The 18,864-nt window shown below is 73.4% G+C and carries 13 protein-coding genes; 9 read left to right on the forward strand and 4 right to left on the reverse strand.

Annotated features, from left to right (window positions below; translation table 11 throughout):
- Nucleotides 1-108: 108 nt before the first annotated feature.
- Nucleotides 109-4,668: an FtsK/SpoIIIE domain-containing protein gene (locus ACL02R_RS12595; RefSeq protein ID WP_412796944.1), complete on the forward strand. Its 4,560-nt coding sequence runs from the start codon at nucleotides 109-111 to the stop codon at nucleotides 4,666-4,668.
- A gap of 321 nt (nucleotides 4,669-4,989) precedes the next feature.
- Here ACL02R_RS12595 and ACL02R_RS12600 read toward each other — a convergent pair whose 3' ends face one another.
- The 3 genes from ACL02R_RS12600 to ACL02R_RS12610 form a co-directional block, all read right to left on the reverse strand.
- Nucleotides 4,990-5,904, reverse strand: a complete 915-nt coding sequence (locus tag ACL02R_RS12600) for a hypothetical protein (protein WP_412796945.1) — start codon at nucleotides 5,902-5,904, stop codon at nucleotides 4,990-4,992.
- 293 nt (nucleotides 5,905-6,197) lie between these two features.
- Complete coding sequence (locus ACL02R_RS12605; RefSeq protein ID WP_412796946.1) at nucleotides 6,198-6,530, reverse strand: heavy metal-responsive transcriptional regulator; 333 nt, start codon at nucleotides 6,528-6,530, stop codon at nucleotides 6,198-6,200.
- Nucleotides 6,531-6,563: 33 nt separating this feature from the next.
- The gene (locus ACL02R_RS12610) at nucleotides 6,564-8,378 is read right to left on the reverse strand and encodes an ABC transporter ATP-binding protein (RefSeq protein ID WP_412796996.1); all 1,815 of its coding nucleotides are present in this window, start codon (nucleotides 8,376-8,378) and stop codon (nucleotides 6,564-6,566) included.
- Nucleotides 8,379-8,585: 207 nt separating this feature from the next.
- Between ACL02R_RS12610 and ACL02R_RS12615 the strand changes: the two genes are divergently transcribed.
- From ACL02R_RS12615 to ACL02R_RS12640, 6 genes are read left to right on the forward strand one after another with little or no spacing between them, the layout of a single operon-like run.
- On the forward strand, nucleotides 8,586-10,208 hold the full coding sequence (locus tag ACL02R_RS12615; RefSeq protein WP_412796947.1) for a sensor histidine kinase: 1,623 nt from the start codon (nucleotides 8,586-8,588) through the stop codon (nucleotides 10,206-10,208).
- Nucleotides 10,208-10,663 (forward strand): roadblock/LC7 domain-containing protein, encoded by a 456-nt coding sequence (locus ACL02R_RS12620; protein ID WP_362964652.1) that lies wholly within the window; start codon nucleotides 10,208-10,210, stop codon nucleotides 10,661-10,663. Before ACL02R_RS12615 ends, ACL02R_RS12620 begins: the two co-directional genes overlap by 1 nt.
- Nucleotides 10,660-11,007, forward strand: coding sequence for a DUF742 domain-containing protein (locus ACL02R_RS12625; RefSeq protein WP_412796948.1), 348 nt, complete (start codon nucleotides 10,660-10,662; stop codon nucleotides 11,005-11,007). Before ACL02R_RS12620 ends, ACL02R_RS12625 begins: the two co-directional genes overlap by 4 nt.
- On the forward strand, nucleotides 10,985-11,587 hold the full coding sequence (locus ACL02R_RS12630; RefSeq protein ID WP_362964648.1) for a GTP-binding protein: 603 nt from the start codon (nucleotides 10,985-10,987) through the stop codon (nucleotides 11,585-11,587). The genes ACL02R_RS12625 and ACL02R_RS12630 overlap by 23 nt, the downstream gene beginning before the upstream one ends.
- Before the next feature lie 49 nt (nucleotides 11,588-11,636).
- Nucleotides 11,637-13,007: a cytochrome P450 gene (locus tag ACL02R_RS12635; RefSeq protein WP_412796949.1), complete on the forward strand. Its 1,371-nt coding sequence runs from the start codon at nucleotides 11,637-11,639 to the stop codon at nucleotides 13,005-13,007.
- Nucleotides 12,908-14,074 carry a cytochrome P450 family protein gene (locus ACL02R_RS12640; RefSeq protein ID WP_412796997.1) on the forward strand — a complete coding sequence of 389 codons (1,167 nt, stop codon included), beginning with the start codon at nucleotides 12,908-12,910 and terminating at the stop codon, nucleotides 14,072-14,074. Before ACL02R_RS12635 ends, ACL02R_RS12640 begins: the two co-directional genes overlap by 100 nt.
- A 63-nt stretch (nucleotides 14,075-14,137) precedes the next feature.
- Here ACL02R_RS12640 and ACL02R_RS12645 read toward each other — a convergent pair whose 3' ends face one another.
- Nucleotides 14,138-16,369 (reverse strand): MMPL family transporter, encoded by a 2,232-nt coding sequence (locus tag ACL02R_RS12645; RefSeq protein ID WP_412796950.1) that lies wholly within the window; start codon nucleotides 16,367-16,369, stop codon nucleotides 14,138-14,140.
- 244 nt (nucleotides 16,370-16,613) lie between these two features.
- On the opposite strand from ACL02R_RS12645, the gene ACL02R_RS12650 reads away from it, so the two are divergent.
- Nucleotides 16,614-17,918 (forward strand): helix-turn-helix domain-containing protein, encoded by a 1,305-nt coding sequence (locus ACL02R_RS12650; protein ID WP_412796951.1) that lies wholly within the window; start codon nucleotides 16,614-16,616, stop codon nucleotides 17,916-17,918.
- 133 nt (nucleotides 17,919-18,051) lie between these two features.
- Nucleotides 18,052-18,774 (forward strand): SGNH/GDSL hydrolase family protein, encoded by a 723-nt coding sequence (locus tag ACL02R_RS12655; RefSeq protein ID WP_412796952.1) that lies wholly within the window; start codon nucleotides 18,052-18,054, stop codon nucleotides 18,772-18,774.
- Nucleotides 18,775-18,864: the final 90 nt, after the last annotated feature.

Here is an 18,864-nt window from a genome sequence, read left to right on the forward strand (position 1 = left end):
TAACCGTTCCGTACCCGGTCCTCGCACGGTGTCACCGATACGCCGTATGGGCTTATGGTCGTTGCCCAGGAGAGAACGAATGCTGTGGCGGGGAACGGGAGGAACAGCGTGCGTCTGACCCTGACAGTGGTGGACCCGGTCGGAGGCCGCAGCGCGGACACGGTGGTCGACGCGGCGGCCGAGACGCAACTCGGCGCACTCGCCCCCGAACTGATGTCCGCGGTGGGAGCCCCGGCGTACGGCGGACAGCCCGGGACCCCCGGCGGCGTCCCGCTGTACGTCGCGGGCGAGTACCTCGACCCCTCGCTCACGCTGGCCCAGGCGCCGCTGCGCGAGGGCACCGTCGTCAGCCTGCACAACCCGACCGGCTGCTGGCCCGCGGAACCGGCCGGCACGGTCGAACTCCGCGTCGTCGGCGGCCCGGCGGCGGGCGCCGTGCACCGCGTCAACACCGGCCGTGTGGACATCGGCAACAGCGCCGGCGTCCACATCCAGGTCGCCGACGCCTCCCTGCCGGAACGCGCCATGTCCCTGCGCGTCGCCGCCGACGGCACCTGCAAGGTCACCGTCTACACGCAGGACCAGCCCACGATGGACGGCGAACCGTTCGTCCACACCGAGGGCGACCGCGCCGACTGGAAGCTCGGCAAGCAACTCGCCGTCGGTGACTCGCTGTTCGAGCTGACCCCGTACTTCCCGCCGGACGCCGCCCTCAAGGTGTCCGAGGACGGCGCCGGGCTCGACTACAACCGGCCGCCGCGCATCCTGCCGCCCGAGCGGCAGACGAAGTTCAACCTGCCCCGGCCCCCCGGCGACCGCGAACGACGGCCCGTGCCCTGGCTGATGGCCGTCCTGCCGCTCGTCGGCGCCGTCGCGATGGCGTACGTCACCGGCCGCTGGCAGTTCCTGCTGATGGCCTTCATGAGCCCGATCCTCCTGCTGTCCAACAACGCGATGGAGAAGAAACGCGGGCGCGTCTCGCACGCGCAGAAGGTCGCCGAGTACAACGAGCGCAAGGCCAGGATCGAGAAGGACGCCCGCGACGCGCTCATCGCCGAACGCTTCGCCCGCCGCCACGCCGCCCCCGACCCCGCCACCGTCCTCGCCCAGGCCACCGGCCCCCGCACCCGCCTGTGGGAACGCCGCCGCACCGACCAGGACCACCTGCTGCTGCGCGTCGGCACCGTCGAGGCCGACTCCGAGGTGGTCCTCAACGACCCCGAGCAGGACGAGCACAAGCGCCAGGTCGCCTGGAAGATCGCCGACGCCCCCGTCACCCTGCCGCTGCGCACCCTCGGCGTCGTCGGCTACGCGGGGCAGGGCGACAGCGCCCGCGCCCTCGCCCGCTGGTCCCTCGGCCAGATCGCCGCGCTGCACAGCCCCACCGACGTCCAGCTGTACGTCCTCACCGACGGCTCCGGCCAGTACTCCTGGCAGTGGCTGCGCTGGCTCCCGCACGCCAGGCCGGGCGCCGAGCAGGACACCAACACCCTCGTCGGCGCCGACGCCGAGACCGTCGGCGCCCGCATCGCCGAGCTGACGCAGCTGCTCGACGCCCGCCAGAAGGCCGCCAAGCAGGCCAGGTCGAGCGGCCAGACCACGTTCAAGGACGCCGACATCGTCGTGGTCCTCGACGGCTCGCGCCGCATGCGCTCCCTGCCCGGCGTCATCCGGCTGCTGCGCGAGGGCCCGGCCGCCTCCATGTTCGCGATCTGCGTGGACGACGAGGAACGGTTCCTGCCCGGCGAGTGCCAGGCCGTCGTCGTCGCCGAGCCCAACCCCGACCGGCCGCTGCCCGGGGGCGGCACCCCCCGCAACCCCGGGTACGCCACCGGCTTCCACACCTTCCTCGCCGTCCCGGGCGCCGTCCCGGGCGCAGTCCCGGGCGCCGCCGCGCAGGAGGCCCTGCCCGCCGCGAGCGCCGACCGGCTGCGCGTCGAGCAGGCGGGCGCGTTCCGGGTGCGCGGCGTACGGCCCGACTGGGTGCTGCCCGAGTGGTGCGAGCTGCTCGCCCGCTCCCTCGCGCCGCTGCGCGACATCAGCGGCGAGTCGGAGGACGCGGCGCTGCCGTCCGCGAGCCGCCTGCTCGACGTCATCGAGATGGAGCCGCCCACCGCCGGGGCCATCGCCGCGCGCTGGCGCCTCGGCGGCCAGTCCACCGAGGCCGTCATCGGCGAGAGCTACGACGGCGCGTTCTCCATCGACCTGCGGCGCGACGGGCCGCACGGCCTCATCGCGGGCACCACGGGGTCCGGCAAGTCCGAGCTGCTCCAGACCATCGTCGCCTCGCTGGCCGTGGCCAACACGCCGGAGAACATGACGTTCGTCCTCGTCGACTACAAGGGCGGCTCCGCGTTCAAGGACTGCGTGCAGCTGCCGCACACCGTCGGCATGGTCACCGACCTCGACAACTACCTGGTGGAACGGGCCCTCGCCTCCCTCGGCGCCGAACTCACCCGCCGCGAGCACATCCTGGCGGGCGTCGGCGCCAAGGACATCGAGGACTACCAGGACCTGGTGCGCCGCAACCCCGGGCAGCTCGCGCCGATGCCGCGCCTGCTCATCGTGATCGACGAGTTCGCCTCGATGGTCCGCGAACTTCCCGACTTCGTGAAGGGCCTCGTCAACATCGCCCAGCGCGGCCGGTCCCTCGGCATCCACCTGCTGCTCGCCACCCAGCGGCCGAGCGGCGTCGTCTCGCCCGAGATCCGCGCCAACACCAACCTGCGCATCGCCCTGCGCGTCACCGACGGCAGCGAGTCCACCGACGTCATCGACGCGCCGGACGCCGGGTTCATCGCCAAGTCCACGCCGGGACGCGCGTACGTGCGCCTCGGGCACGCGTCGCTCGTCCCGTTCCAGTCGGGGCGGGTCGGCGGGCGGCGGCCGGGCGCCGTCGATCCGGCCGTCGCGCGGCCCTGGTCGGCCGTCCTCGACTGGAACGGCCTCGGCCGCGCGCGGCTGCGCAAGCCCCCGGGCGCGAAGTCCGAGGAGGAGGAGATCACTGACCTGAAGGTCCTGGTGGACGCGGTGATCGAGGCGGACAGGCAGCTCGGCTTCACCAAGCAGCACAGCCCCTGGCTGCCCGCGCTCGACGAGCAGGTCCTGCTGCGCGACCTCGAACACCCGGCACCCGCCGGTGCGTTGCCGGCCGCCCCGTACGGCGTCGAGGACCTGCCGGAGCAGCAGGCGCGGCGCCCGGTCGCGATCGACTTCAAGACGTTCGGGCACATGATCATCGGCGGCGCGCCGCGCAGCGGCAGGTCGCAGACGCTGCGCACCATCGCCGGGTCGCTCGCCTGGGTCAACTCGGCCGAGGACGTGCACCTCTACGGCATCGACTGCGGCAACGGCGCGCTGAACGCCCTGACGAAGCTGCCCAACTGCGGCGCCGTCGTCACCCGCAACCAGGTCGAACGCGTACGCCGCCTCATCCGCCGTCTGCGGCAGGAGATGGACCGCCGCCAGGACCTGCTCGCCGCCGACGCGCTCGCCGACGTCAGCGAGCAGCGCGCCGCCGCCGAGCCGGGCAAGCGGCTGCCGCACATCGTCGTCCTGCTCGACCGCTGGGAGGGCTGGACGAGCACGCTGGGCGAGGTGGACCACGGGTCGCTGTCCGACGAGCTGTTCACCATCTTCCGCGAGGGCGCGAGCGTCGGCATCCACATGATCGTCGCGGGCGACCGCACCGTCCTGTCCGGCCGGATCGCGACGCTGACCGAGGACAAGTACGCGCTGCGGCTCGCCGACAAGGGCGACTACTCGGGCGTGGGGCTCACCTCGCGCAAGGTCCCGGACGACGTGCCGGACGGCCGGATGTTCCGCAACCAGGCCGCCACCCAGATCCAGATCGCCGTGCTGGCCGAGGAGTTGTCGGGGCAGGCGCAGGCCGCCGCGCTGACGGCGATCGGCGAGTGGGCCGCGGAGCGCGACCGCGGTGTGGCGCGGGCGCGCCGCCCGTTCCGCGTGGACGTGCTGCCGAGCCGCCTCACCTTCGCGGACGCGTGGGAGAAGCGGGACCCGGAAGGCTCCGAGTCGCGCCTGTGGGGCCTGATCGGCGTCGGCGGCGACGAACTGATGGGCTACGGGCCCGACCTCGCGCAGGGCACGCCCGCGTTCATCGTGGCGGGCCCGGCCAAGTCGGGCCGCTCCACGGTCCTGTCGATGCTCGCCGACTCGTACCTGGCACGGGGGGTGCGCGTCGTCGTGGCGGCGCCGCGCCCGTCGCCGCTGCGCGAACTGGCGGGCAGGGACGGCGTGGTGCGGGTGTTCACGGGCGACGACCTGTCCGAGGAGGACGTGCGCGAGGCGCTCAGCACGTCGTCGCGCGAGAACCCGATCGTCGTGTTCGTGGACGACGCGGAGGACCTGCGCCGCTGCGACGCCGACCCCGAGCTGCGGGCGGTCATCACCCAGGGCTCCGAGCTGGGCCGCTACCTGGTGCTCGGCGGCGACGAGGGCGACATCGGCGGCGGCTTCTCCGGCTGGCAGGTCGAGGCGAAGAAGGCCAGGCGCGGCGTGCTGCTGTCCCCGGCGACGCACCGCTCGGGCGAGCTGATCGGCGCGAAGCTGCCGCGCAGCGCCGCGGCGGAGCAGGTCACGCCGGGCAAGGGCATCCTGCACCTGGGCGACGGGACGCCGTTCACGGTCACGACACCCGCACCCTGACACCCGCACCCTGACGCCCGCGCCCCCACGCCGGGGCGCACGCCCGCGTACGGGCCCAGCCGCGCGCCGTCCACCGGAGGACCCGGGGGCGGCGCGCGGCGCTCTCCCGGCCCGGTGGCCGGGCGGTGCCCCTCGGGGACGCGCGCACGCTCGCCCGCGTGTCCGCACAGCCCGGTACGTCCGGTAGAGGGACGATCCGGCGCTTTGCGATCGCACGCACCCGGGGGCACCCCCCGACATGCCGGAGCGGCCGGGCCCCCGCAGGGGAGCCCGGCCGCCTCGGTGCGGAAGTCCGCGTGTCAGCCCGTGCCGGCGCGCGGGTCAGGCGGCGGGGGTGTTGCCGCCGCCGCGGCGCTTCGCGAAGAACGCGGCGCCGCCGCCCAGGACCAGCAGACCGGCGCCGACGGAGGCGAACAGCGTCAGCTGCGAGCCGTTGCCGCCGGTCTCGGCCAGGTCGGGGGTCTCGGAGGCCGGGAGGGCGATGGGCTCGCCCACCGGGACCTCACCCTCCAGCTCGGTGTCGGGGACCGGCACCGGCGTGGCCGGCACCTCGGGCTCCTCCTCGGCGGGCTCGGTGGGCTCCTCGGTGGGCTCGTCGGTCGGCGGCTCCGACGGCTCCTCGGTCGGCGGCTCCGACGGCTCCTCGGTGGGCTCGTCGGTCGGCTCGTCGGTCGGCGGCTCGGTGGGCTCCTCCGGCGTCTCCGGCTCGCACGGCGCCTCGCCGTTCCAGGCGGCGATCAGGTTCGTCGGCGTGGGGGAGTCCGGGAAGTGCGGCAGGGCGCCGTTCCCGTCCGTGCCGTCGTACCTGGTGCCGTTGCCGTACAGGTCTATCTGCCCGAAGCAGCTCGGCGCGTACGCGCTGACGTCGAGGGTGTCCTCGGGGGTCTCGCTGGTGAGGACGGTGGTGTCCCAGCCGAGGAAGCCCTGGAGGCCCGAGGTCTCCCAGGAGGGGCCCTCGGCGCTGTAGGACGCGAGGGAGACGGGGTACTCGCAGCCCTCGGTGATGTTGCCCGACAGGCGGACGGAGATGGTGGTCGGGGCGCCGCCCGTGTAACGGCCGTGGGTGGTCCAGTTGGCGCCGCCGTCGGTCGAGTGCTCGATGCGGACCTGGCCGCAGGATTCGGCCATGGCCTGGCCGGCGCCGAGGCCGACGATGGACAGTCCCGCGAGCCCGCTGACGCTGACCACGCTGACGGCGGATCTGAGGACGGAACGCTTGATGGTTGAACGCTGCACCTGAGTGCTCCCTGCATGCGGGGCGGAGAACCGTGGTCGGGGTGGCACGAGCGGATGCGTCACGCTTCGCGAGGGCCGGCCCGGGGACCTGCGGGAATTCTTGCCGCCGAAGCGAGAGGGCCGCAGCCTGCTGGCTGGACGGCCGGATACCCCGCGATTTCATCACCTCGTACGGCAATCGGGTAATCGACTCTGCGGCGGACCGTCCCGCTTCGCCCGATTTTGCTCGCGAACAATTACGAATCCGTTATGCGAACGCGCGTCCGCCCTCCGGCGCACCGCCTCGCGGTCCGTCAGGACGCCAGGTCACGCAGCGCGTTGCGCGTCCGCGTCAGGTCGTCCAGACGCGCCTCGATCTGCCGCAGATGCCCCGCGATCAGCGCCGCCGTCCGGCCGCTCGGCGCCTGCCCGCTGTCCCGGACGCTCAGCACGTCCCGGATCTCCGACAGGCTCAGCCCCGCGACCTGCGCGCCCCGGATGAACGCCAGCCGGTCCGCGCTCTCCGGCGGGTAGTCCCGGTAGCCGGACGGCGTGCGCGGCGGCTCGGGCAGCAGCCCCGCGCGTTCGTAGAAGCGGACGGTCTTGGCGGTCACCCCCGCCGTGTGTGCCAACGTCCCGATACGCATGGTTTCAGCATATGGAGGTGACAAGGCCGGAAATCAGCCAAGCTCGGCCGACGCCAGGAACTGCGTCGCGGCCAGCTCCGCGTACAGCGGGTTCGCAGCCACGAGTTCGCGGTGCGTGCCCACCGCGCGCACCCGGCCCGCCTCCATCACCACGATGCGGTCGGCCGCCGCGACCGTGGACAGCCGGTGCGCGACCACCAGGACCGTCGTCGTCCGCGCCACGTCCGCCACCGTGTCGCGCAGCGCCGCCTCGTTCACCGCGTCGAGCTGCGACGTCGCCTCGTCCAGCAGCAGCAGCCGGGGGCGCCGCAGCAGGGCGCGCGCGATCGCCACGCGCTGCCGCTCACCGCCCGACAGCTTCGTGCCCCGGTGGCCCACGACCGTCTCCAGACCGTCCGGCAACCGCGCCACCAGCCCGTCGAGCCGGCTGACGCGCACCGCCTCGCGCAGCGCGTCCTCGCCCGCGTCCGGCGCGGCGAACAACAGGTTCTCGCGCAGCGTCCCGGACAGCACCGGCGCGTCCTGCTCGACATAGCCGATCGCACCGCGCAGCGCACCCGTGTCCCACGCGGTCACGTCCCGCCCGTCCACCAGCACCCGGCCCGACGTCGCGTCGTAGAACCGCTCCACCAGCGAGAAGACCGTCGTCTTCCCCGCCCCCGAAGGCCCGACGAACGCGGTCATCCCGCGCGGCGGCACGTCGAACGTCACGCCGTGGTGCACGTACGGCTGCTCCTGGCCGTACCTGAACCGCACGTCCTCGAAGCGCACCGTCGCGGGCCCCGCGCCCCCGTCAGGCGCGCCCTCGCCCACCCGCTCCACCGGCAGGCGCCGCACCTCCTCCATCCGGCTGATCGCCGCCGCCCCCACCTGGTACTGCGTCACCGCGCGCACCACCTGGCCGATCGGCGCCATCAGGTACATCACGTACAGCAGGAACGCCACGAGCGTCCCCACATCGATCGCGTCCGTCGCCACCCGCGCGCCCCCCACGCCGAGCACCGTGATGAACGCGACCTGCATCGACAGCCCCGCCAGGTTCCCCGCCAGCGCCGACCACTTGGCCGCCCGCACGCTCTCCCGCCACGACTCCTGCGCCGCCGCGTGCACGGCCGCCGTCTCCCGCTCCTCCGCACCAGAGGCCTTCACGGTGCGCAGCGCGCCCAGCACCCGTTCCAGTGCCGCCCCCATACGCCCCACGGACTGCTGCGCCCGTTTGCTGGCGCGATGGATACGCGGCACGATCACGCCGATCACCACGGCCGTCACCGCCATCACCCCCGCCGTGACGGCGAGCAGCACCGGATCGACGAAGCCCATCATCACCAGCGTCGCGACCAGCGTCAGCCCGCCCGTCGCCAGGCCGATGAGGGAATCGGTCGTCATGGCGCGCAGCAGGGTGGTGTCCGACGTGGCGCGCGCCAGCAGATCGCCCGGCTCCGTCGTGTCCACCGCCGGGACGCGCAGCCGCAGCAGATGGGCCGTCAGCGAGCGGCGCGCCGTCAGCACGACGGACTCCGCCGCGCGCTGGAGGAGGTAGTGGCCGAAGCCGCCGAGGCCCGCGTTCGCCACCACCAGCAGGCTCATCAGCGCCAGCGTGCCCGCGATGGAGCGGTCCTCGCCGAGGTCGCCGATCAGCCGCTGCGCGACCAGGGGCAGCGCCAGCCCGCTCGCGCTGGTCAGCAGCGAGAGGAACGTGCCGCCGAGCAGCGCGGGCCGGTGCGGCCTGACATACCCCGCCAGCACGCGCCACGCGGGCGGGTCCCCGGCGCGCGGCCCCGGCTCGCGCGCGGGCGCGTCACCCGCCGGGCCGCCGCCTGGGTCGTCCTCGCGGGTGCCGTCCTCCATGGTCACCTCGTGCGTCGTCACCGCGAACACCTTTCCGGTAAGCCCCTGCGGGTCGTCGGAGGAGGACGCGCTCCCGGGCCGTGCGGTTGCTCACGTGCGGGGGACAGGGCGCGTTCCGCCTTGCATCTTGACGGCGATGCCTGTTTGACTCTGCGCCACCACTCGGCCACTGGCCGGGACTTGCGCAACCGTACGGAGTCTCACACGATGCAGATACCGGCAGTGCTGGTCGCGTGTCTGGCGCTCGGCAGCGTGACCGCTGTCCTGCTCCTCCCCCTCCTGGTCCGCGAACGCCGCCGTGCGGCCGCCGCCCGGCACCGCGCCGAGACGGTGACCACCAGAGCCGACGCCTCCGACGCCCAGCTCGCCGCCCTCCAGAGCAGACTCGCGGACGTCCAGCGGCGCGAACGCATGCTGGTCGAGGAACTGGGCCACCTCCCCACCCGGCTGCCGCGCCTCGCGCAGGCCGCACGCCACCCCCACGTACGCATCCCGGGACCGCTCCACACCGAACTCGCGGGCGGCGAGGCGGCCAAGGCACTCGACGCCGTCCTGTCCGGCATGACGGACGCCCTGGTCGCCGAACGCCTGCGCACCGACGGCGCCGCCCAGTCGGCCGTCCGCGGCGCGACGATCACGCTCCAGACCATGTGCTACCAGATGCAGACCTCCGTGGACGCGCTGCTGCACAAGTACGACGACCCCGACCTCGCGGGTGCCCTCGCCGCGCTCGACTACCTCAACGAGCAGATCCTGCGCCGCATCCAGGTCACCCGCGTCGTCTGCGGCGCGGGCGCGGGCCTGATCCGCAGCAAGTCCGAACTCCAGGCACTCGCCGTCGGTGCCAGCTCCCGCATCCCCGACTACGAGCGCGTCAGGATCGTCAGCCACCTCCAGAAGCCGGTGGCCGTCGTGGACCGCGCCGCCGAGCCGGTCGCCGTCATCCTGGCCGAGCTGATGGCCAACGCGGTGCACCACTCGCACGGTTCGCTGGCCGTCGAGGTGTCCCTGCACCGCGCGCACAACGGCGCCGTCGTCGTCGTCTCGGACGCGGGCATCGGCATGAACGCGGACGAATACCGCCGCGCCCGCCGCCTGATCAGCGCAGAGGACCCCATCGAACTGGCCGAACTGGGCGACCCGCCCCGCTGCGGCTTCGCCGCCATGGGCCAGCTGTGCGCCGCGTACGGCCTGTCCGTGTCGGTCGAGCCCTCGCACTACGCCGGCGTCAAGGCCGTCCTCTTCGTCCCGGAACACCTGCTCACCGCCCCCACGGAAGAATCCATCCCCCTGCCCATCCACTACGCCAAGCCGACCACGGGTTCGGTCGCGCCGCTGTGGAGCCCGGAGCCCCCGCTCAGTCCCGCGCTGGACCGTCCGGCACCCGCCGCGCCCTTCGACCCCGCCGACCTCACCGGGACCGGCACCGCCCGCACCGGCGGCGCGTCCCCCTACTCCAGGGAAGACACCGGCGTGTCCCCCGCATCCCCCGCACCCGGCGCGTCCCCCGCGTCCCCCGCACCCGCGGCGGAACCGGCCGTGTCCCAGGCCCCCGCGCCACCGGTCCCCGCGCCCCCCGCCCCCACGGACGGCTCCCTCCCGCCCCTCCCGCCCCTGCCGCAGCGGCGCAACGAGCGCAGCGACGCCTGGAACTACCGCAAGCCGATCAGTGACGCGGGCGCCGCCCCCGGAGTCCCCGGACCGCCGGACCACGCGGACCCGACCGCGTACCTCCGCGACCCCGAGGACGCCGCCTCGCGCATGGGCGCCTTCCAGCGCGGCACCGCGCGCGGGCGCGCCGCCGCGGACGAGCCAGAAAGCGAGAGCTGATGAACACCCCTGTCCCCGCGCCGCGGGTCAAGGCGGACCTGTCCTTCGTGCTGACGCCGATCCTCAAGGTCCCGGACGTCCAGCACGCCATGATCCTCACCGCCGACGGCTTCTTCGAGGCGCACTCCGGCATCGAGCCCGAGGCCGCCGAGAAGCTGTCCGCCGTCCTCGCCTCCTTCCTCGCCGCCGGACGCGGCACCAGCGAGACGTACTTCGGCAGCCGCGGCCTGCTGCGCACCGTCATGGTCGAGACGCAGCACGGCTACGTCTTCGTGATCCCGGCCGCCGAGGGCGCCTACCTCGCCGTCTTCACCGGCCCCAACGTCGCGATGGACAACGTGACCTACGAGATGCAGAAGCAGGTCCAGACGCTCGGCAAGGCCATGGTCAGCCCGCCGAGACGCGACATCGCGGCACAGGGCGTCCCGCCGGGGACGGACGGCCCGTACACATGAGCCGGCGGCTGATCCCGGCGTACCTGTGGACGGGCGGCCGTACCCATCCCAGCCGCAACGTCCTGGACCGGCTCACCGTGCTGCGGGCGGCCACCGACCACATCCCCTCCGACCTGACCGGCTCCGGCCGCAGCGTGCTGGAGATACTGCGGCACGGCTCGCTGCCCCTCGCCGAGGTCGCCGCGCACCTCGAAATGCCGGTCATCTTCCTCAAGGTCCTGGTCAGCGACCTGTTCGACCAGGGACTCCTGATCGTGCGAGCCCCCGCGCCCGTCGAGTCCGACGCGAAACCAGATCAGCAGCTTCTCGAAAGGGTGATCCGTGGACTCCGCGCACTCCAATAGGGACATCTACCTGCGCAACCCCGACCAGCGGCTGGTCAAGGTGATCGTCAGCGGCCCGTTCGGCGTCGGCAAGACGACGATCATCCGCACGCTCTCCGACATCCCGCCGCTGCGCACGGAGGAGGTCATGACCGAGACCGGCGCGGTCGTGGACCACCTCGACGGGCTCAAGGACAAGACGACCACCACCGTCGGGCTCGACTACGGCCGCATGTCCCTCGGCGACGACCTGGCGCTGTGCCTCTTCGGCACGCCGGGACAGAAACGTTTCCAGGCGCTCTGGGACGACCTGACCCACGGCGCGCTCGGCGCCCTCATCCTCGCCGACACGCGGCGGATAGCGGACTCGTACGAGGTCATGGGCCTGATCGAACGCCAGGACCTCCGGTACGCCGTGGCGCTCAACCTCTTCCCCGATTCGCCCCGGTACCCCGAGGAGGAGCTGCGCGCGGCCCTCGACCTCGCGCCGGAGACCCCCATGATCACCTGCGACGCCCGCGACCGCCGCACCTCGCTCGACGCCCTGCTCGCCCTCGCCGAACACCTCCTGGCCGTCCCGGCGCTCGAACAGCAGCCGTGACCCGCCGCGGCACGAGCCCGGCAGGGCACGCGAAAGGACTGACTGAACCGTGAACCACCCCACGCCTGGCGGCGCCGCGCCGCTGGAGCGGGTCCCGCTGTACGGGGAGGACTTCGCCGCCGACCCCCACGCCGTCTACGACCGGCTGCGGACGTACGGCGTGTGCGCCCCCGTCGAACTGGCCCCCGGCGTCGGCGCGACGCTCGTCACCAGCTACCGCGTCGCCCTGCGCGTCCTGCACGACACGGAGACGTTCTCCAAGGACCCGCGCGTGTGGCAGCACACCGTCCCGCAGGACAGCGAGATCCTGCCCATGCTGTCGTGGCGGCCCAACGCCCTGTTCAACGACGGCGAGGTCCACGCCAGGCTGCGCCACGCGCTCACCGACTGCGTCGCGCTGATCGAGCCGTACGACCTGCGGCAGCTCGTCCACCAGGCGGCGGACGAGCTGATCCAGAACTTCGGCGAACGCGGCCAGGCCGACCTGATCAGCGAGTACGCCCGCGTGCTGCCGCTGCTCATCTTCAACGGCCTGTTCGGCCTGCCGCCGTCGCACAGCACGCGCCTGGTGACCGCGATGGCCCGCATGTTCGAGTCGGAGTCCGACGAGGCCGCCAAGGGCATCCAGGAACTCCAGGACTACATACTCGAAGCCGTCACCACCAAGCAGGACCGGCCGGGCAACGACTTCACGACCTGGCTGCTCGACCACCCCGAGGGCCTCACGGCCGAGGAGGTCGTCTGGCAGCTGCTGCTGTCCCTGAGCGCGGGCCACGAGCCGGTCACCAACCTGATCGGCAACGCCCTCGCCCGCATGCTGTCCGACTCGCGCTACTACCGCACCATCTCGTCCGGCGCGCTGACGTCCCACCACGCCATCACCGAAGTGCTGTGGGAGGACCCGCCCATGGCGAACTACTCCGCGCACTACCCCCGGCGCGACGTGGACCTCGAAGGCACCTGGGTCCGCGCGGGCACGCCCGTGCTGATCTCCTACGCGGCGGCCAACACCGACCCCACCGGCCGCCGTGACGGCCCGCGCTCCGACGCGGGCGCCCACCTCTCGTTCGGCGCCGGGCCGCACGCGTGCCCGATGCAGCAGCCGGGGCTGCTGATCGCCGTCACCGCGATCGACCGGCTCACGAACTGGCTGTGCGACATCCGCCTGTCCGTTCCCTACGAGCAACTCATCTGGCGGCCCGGCCCGTTCCACCGCGCGCTGGCCGCCCTGCCCGCCTCCTTCACACCGATCTCACCCGATCAGAAGGGAAGCACGCCATGGAACGCGAGCCCCTCGTCCTCGACCCCAGCGGCCTGGACATCGCCGGCGAGGCAGCCCGCCTCAGGGAGGCCGGCCCGGCCGTCAGGGTCGTCCTCCCCGGAGACATCGGGGCATGGGCCGTCACCCGGCACGACCTGATCAAGAAGTTCACCACCGACCCCCGTGTCTCCAAGGACCCGCGGCAGCACTGGCCCGACTTCATATCCGGGCGCATACCCGAGACCTGGTCGCTGTACAGCTGGGTCGTGGTCCGCAACATGTTCACGGCGTACGGTCTCGAACACTCGCGGCTGCGCAAGCTGGTCGCCCCGGCGTTCACCGCGCGGCGCACGAACGCGCTGCACGGCCGGATCGAGTCGTTCACGGCCGAACTGATCGAGGCCATCGCCGCCGTGCCCGAGGGGCAGCCGGTCGATCTGCGGGAGATGTACACCAACCCGCTGCCGATAAGGGTCATCTGCGAGCTGTACGGCATACCGGAAAGCTCCAAGGCGGGACTTGAGGCGGCGGTGGACAGCATCTTCCACACGTCGGCCGACCCGGAGGAGGTCACCGCCACGTTCCAGCAGGTCTACGCCATACTGACCGGTCTGGTCGCGGCCAAGCGCGCGGAGCCCGCCGACGACCTGACGACGCGGCTCATAGAGTCCCGCGACGGCGGCGACAAGCTGACCGAGCAGGAGCTGCTGGACACGCTCCTGCTCGTCCTGTCCGCCGGGCACGAGACGACCGTCCACCTGCTGGGCAACGCCATCCACGCCCTCCTCACCCACCCCGACCAGCTCGAACTGGTCAGGAAGGGCGAGGTCTCCTGGGACGCGGTGATCGAGGAGACGCTGCGCTGGGCCACGCCGGTGGCCAACCTGCCGCTGCGGTACGCCACCGAGGACATCGCCCTCGACGGCGGGGTGACGATCGCCCAGGGGGACCCGATCATCCTGTCGTTCTCCGCCGCCGGGACCGACCCGGCGCGGCACGGCCCCGACGCGGACGCGTTCGACATCACGCGGCCCCCCGGGGAGCACCTCGCGTTCGGGCACGGCACGCACTACTGCCTCGGCGCGCCGCTGGCGCGGATGGAGGCGCGGGTGGCGCTCCCGGCGCTGTTCGAGCGCTTCCCCGGCCTGCGGCTCGCGGAGACGGACCTGACGCAGGTCGAGTCGCTCGTGTCGAACGGCTTCTCCACGCTGCCCGTCTGGCGCTGACCGCTCACCCGGCCCGTACGGCGGCGGCGCTCCGGCCCGCCGCCGTACGGGGCTGACGGGCGGTCAGCCGCGGCCCGCCGCCGCCGGTTCCGGCGCGGGGGAGTCGTCCCGCTCCGGGGCGGCCGACTCGCGCAGCCCGATGCGGTCGTGCACCGGCCGCAGCCACCGCGGCAGCCACCACGTGGCACGCCCCGCCAGCCGCATCGCGGCGGGCAGCAGCGCGCCGCGCACGAGCGTCGCGTCCATCAGCACGGCCAGCGGCAGGCACACCCCGAGCGCCTTCAGGAACGTGATCTCGGAGACGACGAACGCCAGGAAGACGATCGACAGCGTCGCCGCCGCCGCGGTGACGATGCGGCCGATGCGCTCCAGGCCCATGGCGACGGCCGCCACCGGGTCGCCGCCCGCCTCGTACTCCTCCCGGATGCGGGAGAGCATGAACACCTGGTAGTCCATGCCGAGTCCGAACGCGATGGCGAACAGCAGCACGGGCACGGTCCCGACGATCGTGCCGGTGCTGGTGAAGTCGAGCAGCCCGGCGAGCCGGCCGTCCTGGAAGCCGGCGACGAGCGCGCCGAACGTCGCGGTGAGCCCGAGCGCGCTCAGCAGCATCGCCAGGAGCGGCAGCAGCACGCTGCCCGTGAGCAGGAACAGCAGGACGTACATCGCGACGGCCAGGGTCAGGCCCGCGACCGGCAGCCGGCCGGTGATGGCGTCGACGCCGTCCATGTTCACGGCGGTCTGCCCGCCCACCAGGGCCTCGCCCGGCGCGGGGAGGGCGCGTACGTCGTGCACCAGGTCCTCCGCCTCGTCATTGGAGAGCGGGCCCGGCACGACGGACAGCCACACGGCGTCGCCGCCGGGAGCGGCGTACTGCTCGTGCTGCGGGCCGGGCTCGGCCACCCGTTCGCCGGCGGCGTACGAGCCGCCGGCCGTGTCCACGCGGGCGACGCCGTCGAGCGCCGACAGGTCCGCCGCGTAGGTGTCCAGGCCGGCCGGGCCGCCGGACGGGTCCGGCAGGACGACGGCGAGGGCCTGGCTCTCGCCGGACGCGAAGCCGCCGCGCATCTCCTCGGCGACCTGCCGCGCGGGGGAGGACTCGGGGAGCGTGCGCTCGTCGGCCGTGCCCATCGTCAGGCCGAGGAAGGGGGCGCCGAGGAGCAGCAGGAGGGCGGTCGCCAGCGTCGCGACGGGCAGGGGCCTGCGCATCACGAACGAGGCGACGCGGTGCCAGAAACCCTGCGGCTGTGCGGACTTGGCCGTGCCGCGGCGGCGCAGCCGTCCCTTCTCGATGCGCGGCCCCAGCACGGCCAGCAGCGCGGGGAGGACCACCAGCGTCGTCAGCGCCGTCAGCAGCGCGACGGCGATCCCCGCGTACGCCATCGACCGCAGCGCCAGCAGCGGGAACCACGCCAGTCCCGCCAGGGTGACGGCCACGGTGACGGCCGAGAACACCACCGTGCGCCCGGCGGAGCGCATCGTCCGGCGGATCGCCGCCTCCGTGCCGTGCCCCGCCGCGACCTCCTCGCGGTACCGGCTCACCATCAACAGGCTGTAGTCCACGGCCAGTCCGAGGCCGAGGAGCGTCACCACGTTCACCGCGAACACGTTGACGTCCGTCACCCCGGCCAGCGCCCACAGCAGGCCGAACGACAGCAGGATCGTGATCAGCCCGGTGATCAGCGGCAGCGCCGCGGCGACGAGGCTGCCGAAGATCAGCACGAGCACCACCAGCATCAGCGGGAACGCGATCATCTCGCCGCGCACCGCGTCCCGTTCGCTCGCCTCGCCCAGCTCCTTGCCGACGACCGCGGGACCGCCGAACGTGACGGTCAGCCCGTCCCGTTCCCCGGCATAGCGCGGCTCCAGGGCGTCCAGCGTCTTGGCCGCCTCGGTGTCGTCACCGCTGAGCGCGGCCAGCACGAGCGCCATGTCCCCGTCATCGCCCCGCAGTTGGTCCGGCTGCCCGGCCGTCCAGTACGACACGGTCGCGCTGACGCCCGGCTCACCGGCGAGCCGCTCGCTCAGCGCCGCGCCCGCGCGGACGGCGGCGGGGGAGTCCACCCCGCCCGGCGCCCTGACCAGCAGCACGAGGTTCATGTCGTCCTGCCCGAACTCCCCGGCCAGCGCGGCGGCGGCCCGCCCCGACTCCGCGCCCGGGTCGTCGAAGCCACCCCCCTTCATCCGGTCGAAGACCGTCGCGCCCGCGGCCCCGCCGAGCAGTGCGAGCAGCACCGCGACGACGAGGACCGCGCGGCGGTGCCGCAGCAGACTTCCGGTGACATTGCCTGGCATGGTGCGGTGCCTCCCCGATCCCCGGGCTCCGGCCCGGTGTGTCCGGTCGTTTCTGCGCATCCGGCGGTTCGGCCCGGTTGCTGCCGATCACGACGGGATGACGGCGGTGCGGTGTGACATCGGGTGCCGCGAAGAGACGTGGATCACACTCAAGAGCCGGAAACGGGAGGGGCGTGCCGGACAGGAGGTTCCGTACGATGCCGTATGGAAAACGGGGGCGTCGGAGGGAGTAGGGGCTTACGCCATGCAGCGTGCCGACAGGATCTCGCAGGGTCATCTGGACAGATTCGGCGCCGCGCTGCGCCGCAGACGGGAACAGGAGGGCATCTCGCTGCGGCGGCTGGCCACACTCGCCGCGTACAGCCCCGGCTGGCTCAGCAAGGTGGAGAACGGCCTCGCCCGGCCCACACTCCAGCTCGCCGAGGCGTGCGACCGCGTCCTCACCGCCGACGGTGAACTCACCGCGCTCGCCCGCGTCACACTCGCCGGGGTCACCTGGTCCTTCCCACCCGCCCAGCTCCCCCCGGGCGACGGCGCGGCCTTCGTCGGCCGGGCCGCCGAACTGCGCGCCCTCGACCGCATGCTGGACCGGGCCGAGGAGAACGACGCCCCCTTCACCGTCGTCGTCGACGGCGCCCCCGGCACCGGCAAGACCTCCCTCGCACTGCACTGGGCCCACAGCGTCAGGGAGCGCTTCCCCGACGGTGTCCTCCACGCCGACCTCCTCGGCTACGGACCGGACACCGCCCCCGCGGAACCCGCCCGGATACTCGCCGGATTCCTCATCGCCTTCGGCGTCCCCACCGCCAGCCTCCCCGCCGAACCGGCCCAGCTCGCCGCCGTGTTCCGCAGCCTCGTCGCCGGACGCCGCGTCCTCGTCGTCCTCGACGACGCCGCCGACACCCGGCAGGTCCGCGCCCTCCTGCCCACCGCGCCCGGCAGCGCGGCCGTCGTCACCAGCCGACGCCGCCTCACCGGCCTCGGCGGCATCGCCCGCCTGCCACTCGGCCCCCTCACCCCCGCGGACTCCATCACGCTCCTCCAGACCGTCGTCGGCACACCCCGCGTCGCGGCCGAACCCGCCTCGGCACGCTTCCTCGCCTACGCCTGCGGACACCTCCCGCTCGCCCTGCGCATCACCGCCGAACGCCTCGCCGCCGGCCCCCACCGCATGCTCCGCACCCTCGCCGCCGACCTGGCCGACCCCATGGGCCGCCTCGACGCACTCGCCGACGGCGAGGACCGCGAGTGTGCCGTCCGCTCGGTCTTCGACACCTCCTACCACCGGCTGACCGGCGAGGCCGCCCTCCTCTTCCGGCTGCTCGGCGGCGAGACACGCGCCGAAGTCACCGTCATGGACGCCGCACTCCTCAGCCGCCGCCCCGTCGCCCAGGTCAGACGTACCCTGGAGACCCTCGCCGACGAGCACCTGATCGTCGAGACAGGCCCCGAGCGCTACCGCGTCGAAGGGCTCCTGCGCCTCTACGCCATGGAGCACGCCGCACGGGCCCGCCGGGCTCTCGAACGCGGCCGGCTCGCCCGCGCCTGACACCCCCGGGCGATGGTTGACGGGCGCTCCGCACGGGCAGTCCTCCAGATGCCGCCGGACCTCGGGGCTGGACGCGGACCACGGGACGGTCCGTGTACCCGGCGGTGGACCTCCGCCTGCCCGGGAGACCTCCATGGCCCGCACACACGCCCCCGCCGCGCCGCGCCGACTGCTCGGCGCCGCCCTCGCGTTCCTCCTGGCCCTCGCCGCCACCCTCACCGCCACGACACCCGCACGCGCCGACGAACCCGTCCGCATCATGCCGCTCGGCGACTCCATCACCGGCTCACCCGGCTGCTGGCGCGCGCTGCTGTGGCAGGACCTCCAGAACACCGGACACACCGGCATCGACTTCGTCGGCACCCTCGGCGCCCAGGGCTGCGGCTTCCCCTACGACGGGGAGAACGAGGGCCACGGCGGCATCCTCGCCACCGCCATGGCCGACCAGAACCAGCTCCCGGCCTGGCTCGCCGCCACCCACCCCGACATCGTCCTCATGCACCTCGGCACCAACGACGTGTGGAGCAACCGGTCCACGTCCGCCATCCTCGCCGCCTACACCACCCTCGTCGGCCAGATGCGGGCCGACAACCCGCGGGTCACCGTGCTCGTCGCGCAGATCATCCCCATGGCACCGGCGGGCTGCGCCGCCTGCGCGCAGCGCGTCGTGGACCTGAACGCGGCGATACCCGGCTGGGCGGCGGGCATCAGCACCGCGCAGTCGCCCGTCACGGTCGTCGACCAGTGGACCGGCTTCAGCACCTCGGCCGACACCGGCGACGGCGTCCACCCCGACGACTCGGGTATCCGCAAGATCGCCGACCGCTGGTACCCGCCCCTGACCGCCGTCCTCTGACACCCCTCTCCCGCCGGGCCCGCCGCCGCCCCTCCCGGAGCGCGCGGCGGGCCTGTCGCCGTTGCCCGCCCACCCCCTCGGGATAAAGTC

Origin of the sequence: Streptomyces sp. MS19, assembly GCF_047200595.1 — a bacterium.
In the GTDB taxonomy this organism is placed as follows: Bacteria; Actinomycetota; Actinomycetes; order Streptomycetales; family Streptomycetaceae; genus Streptomyces.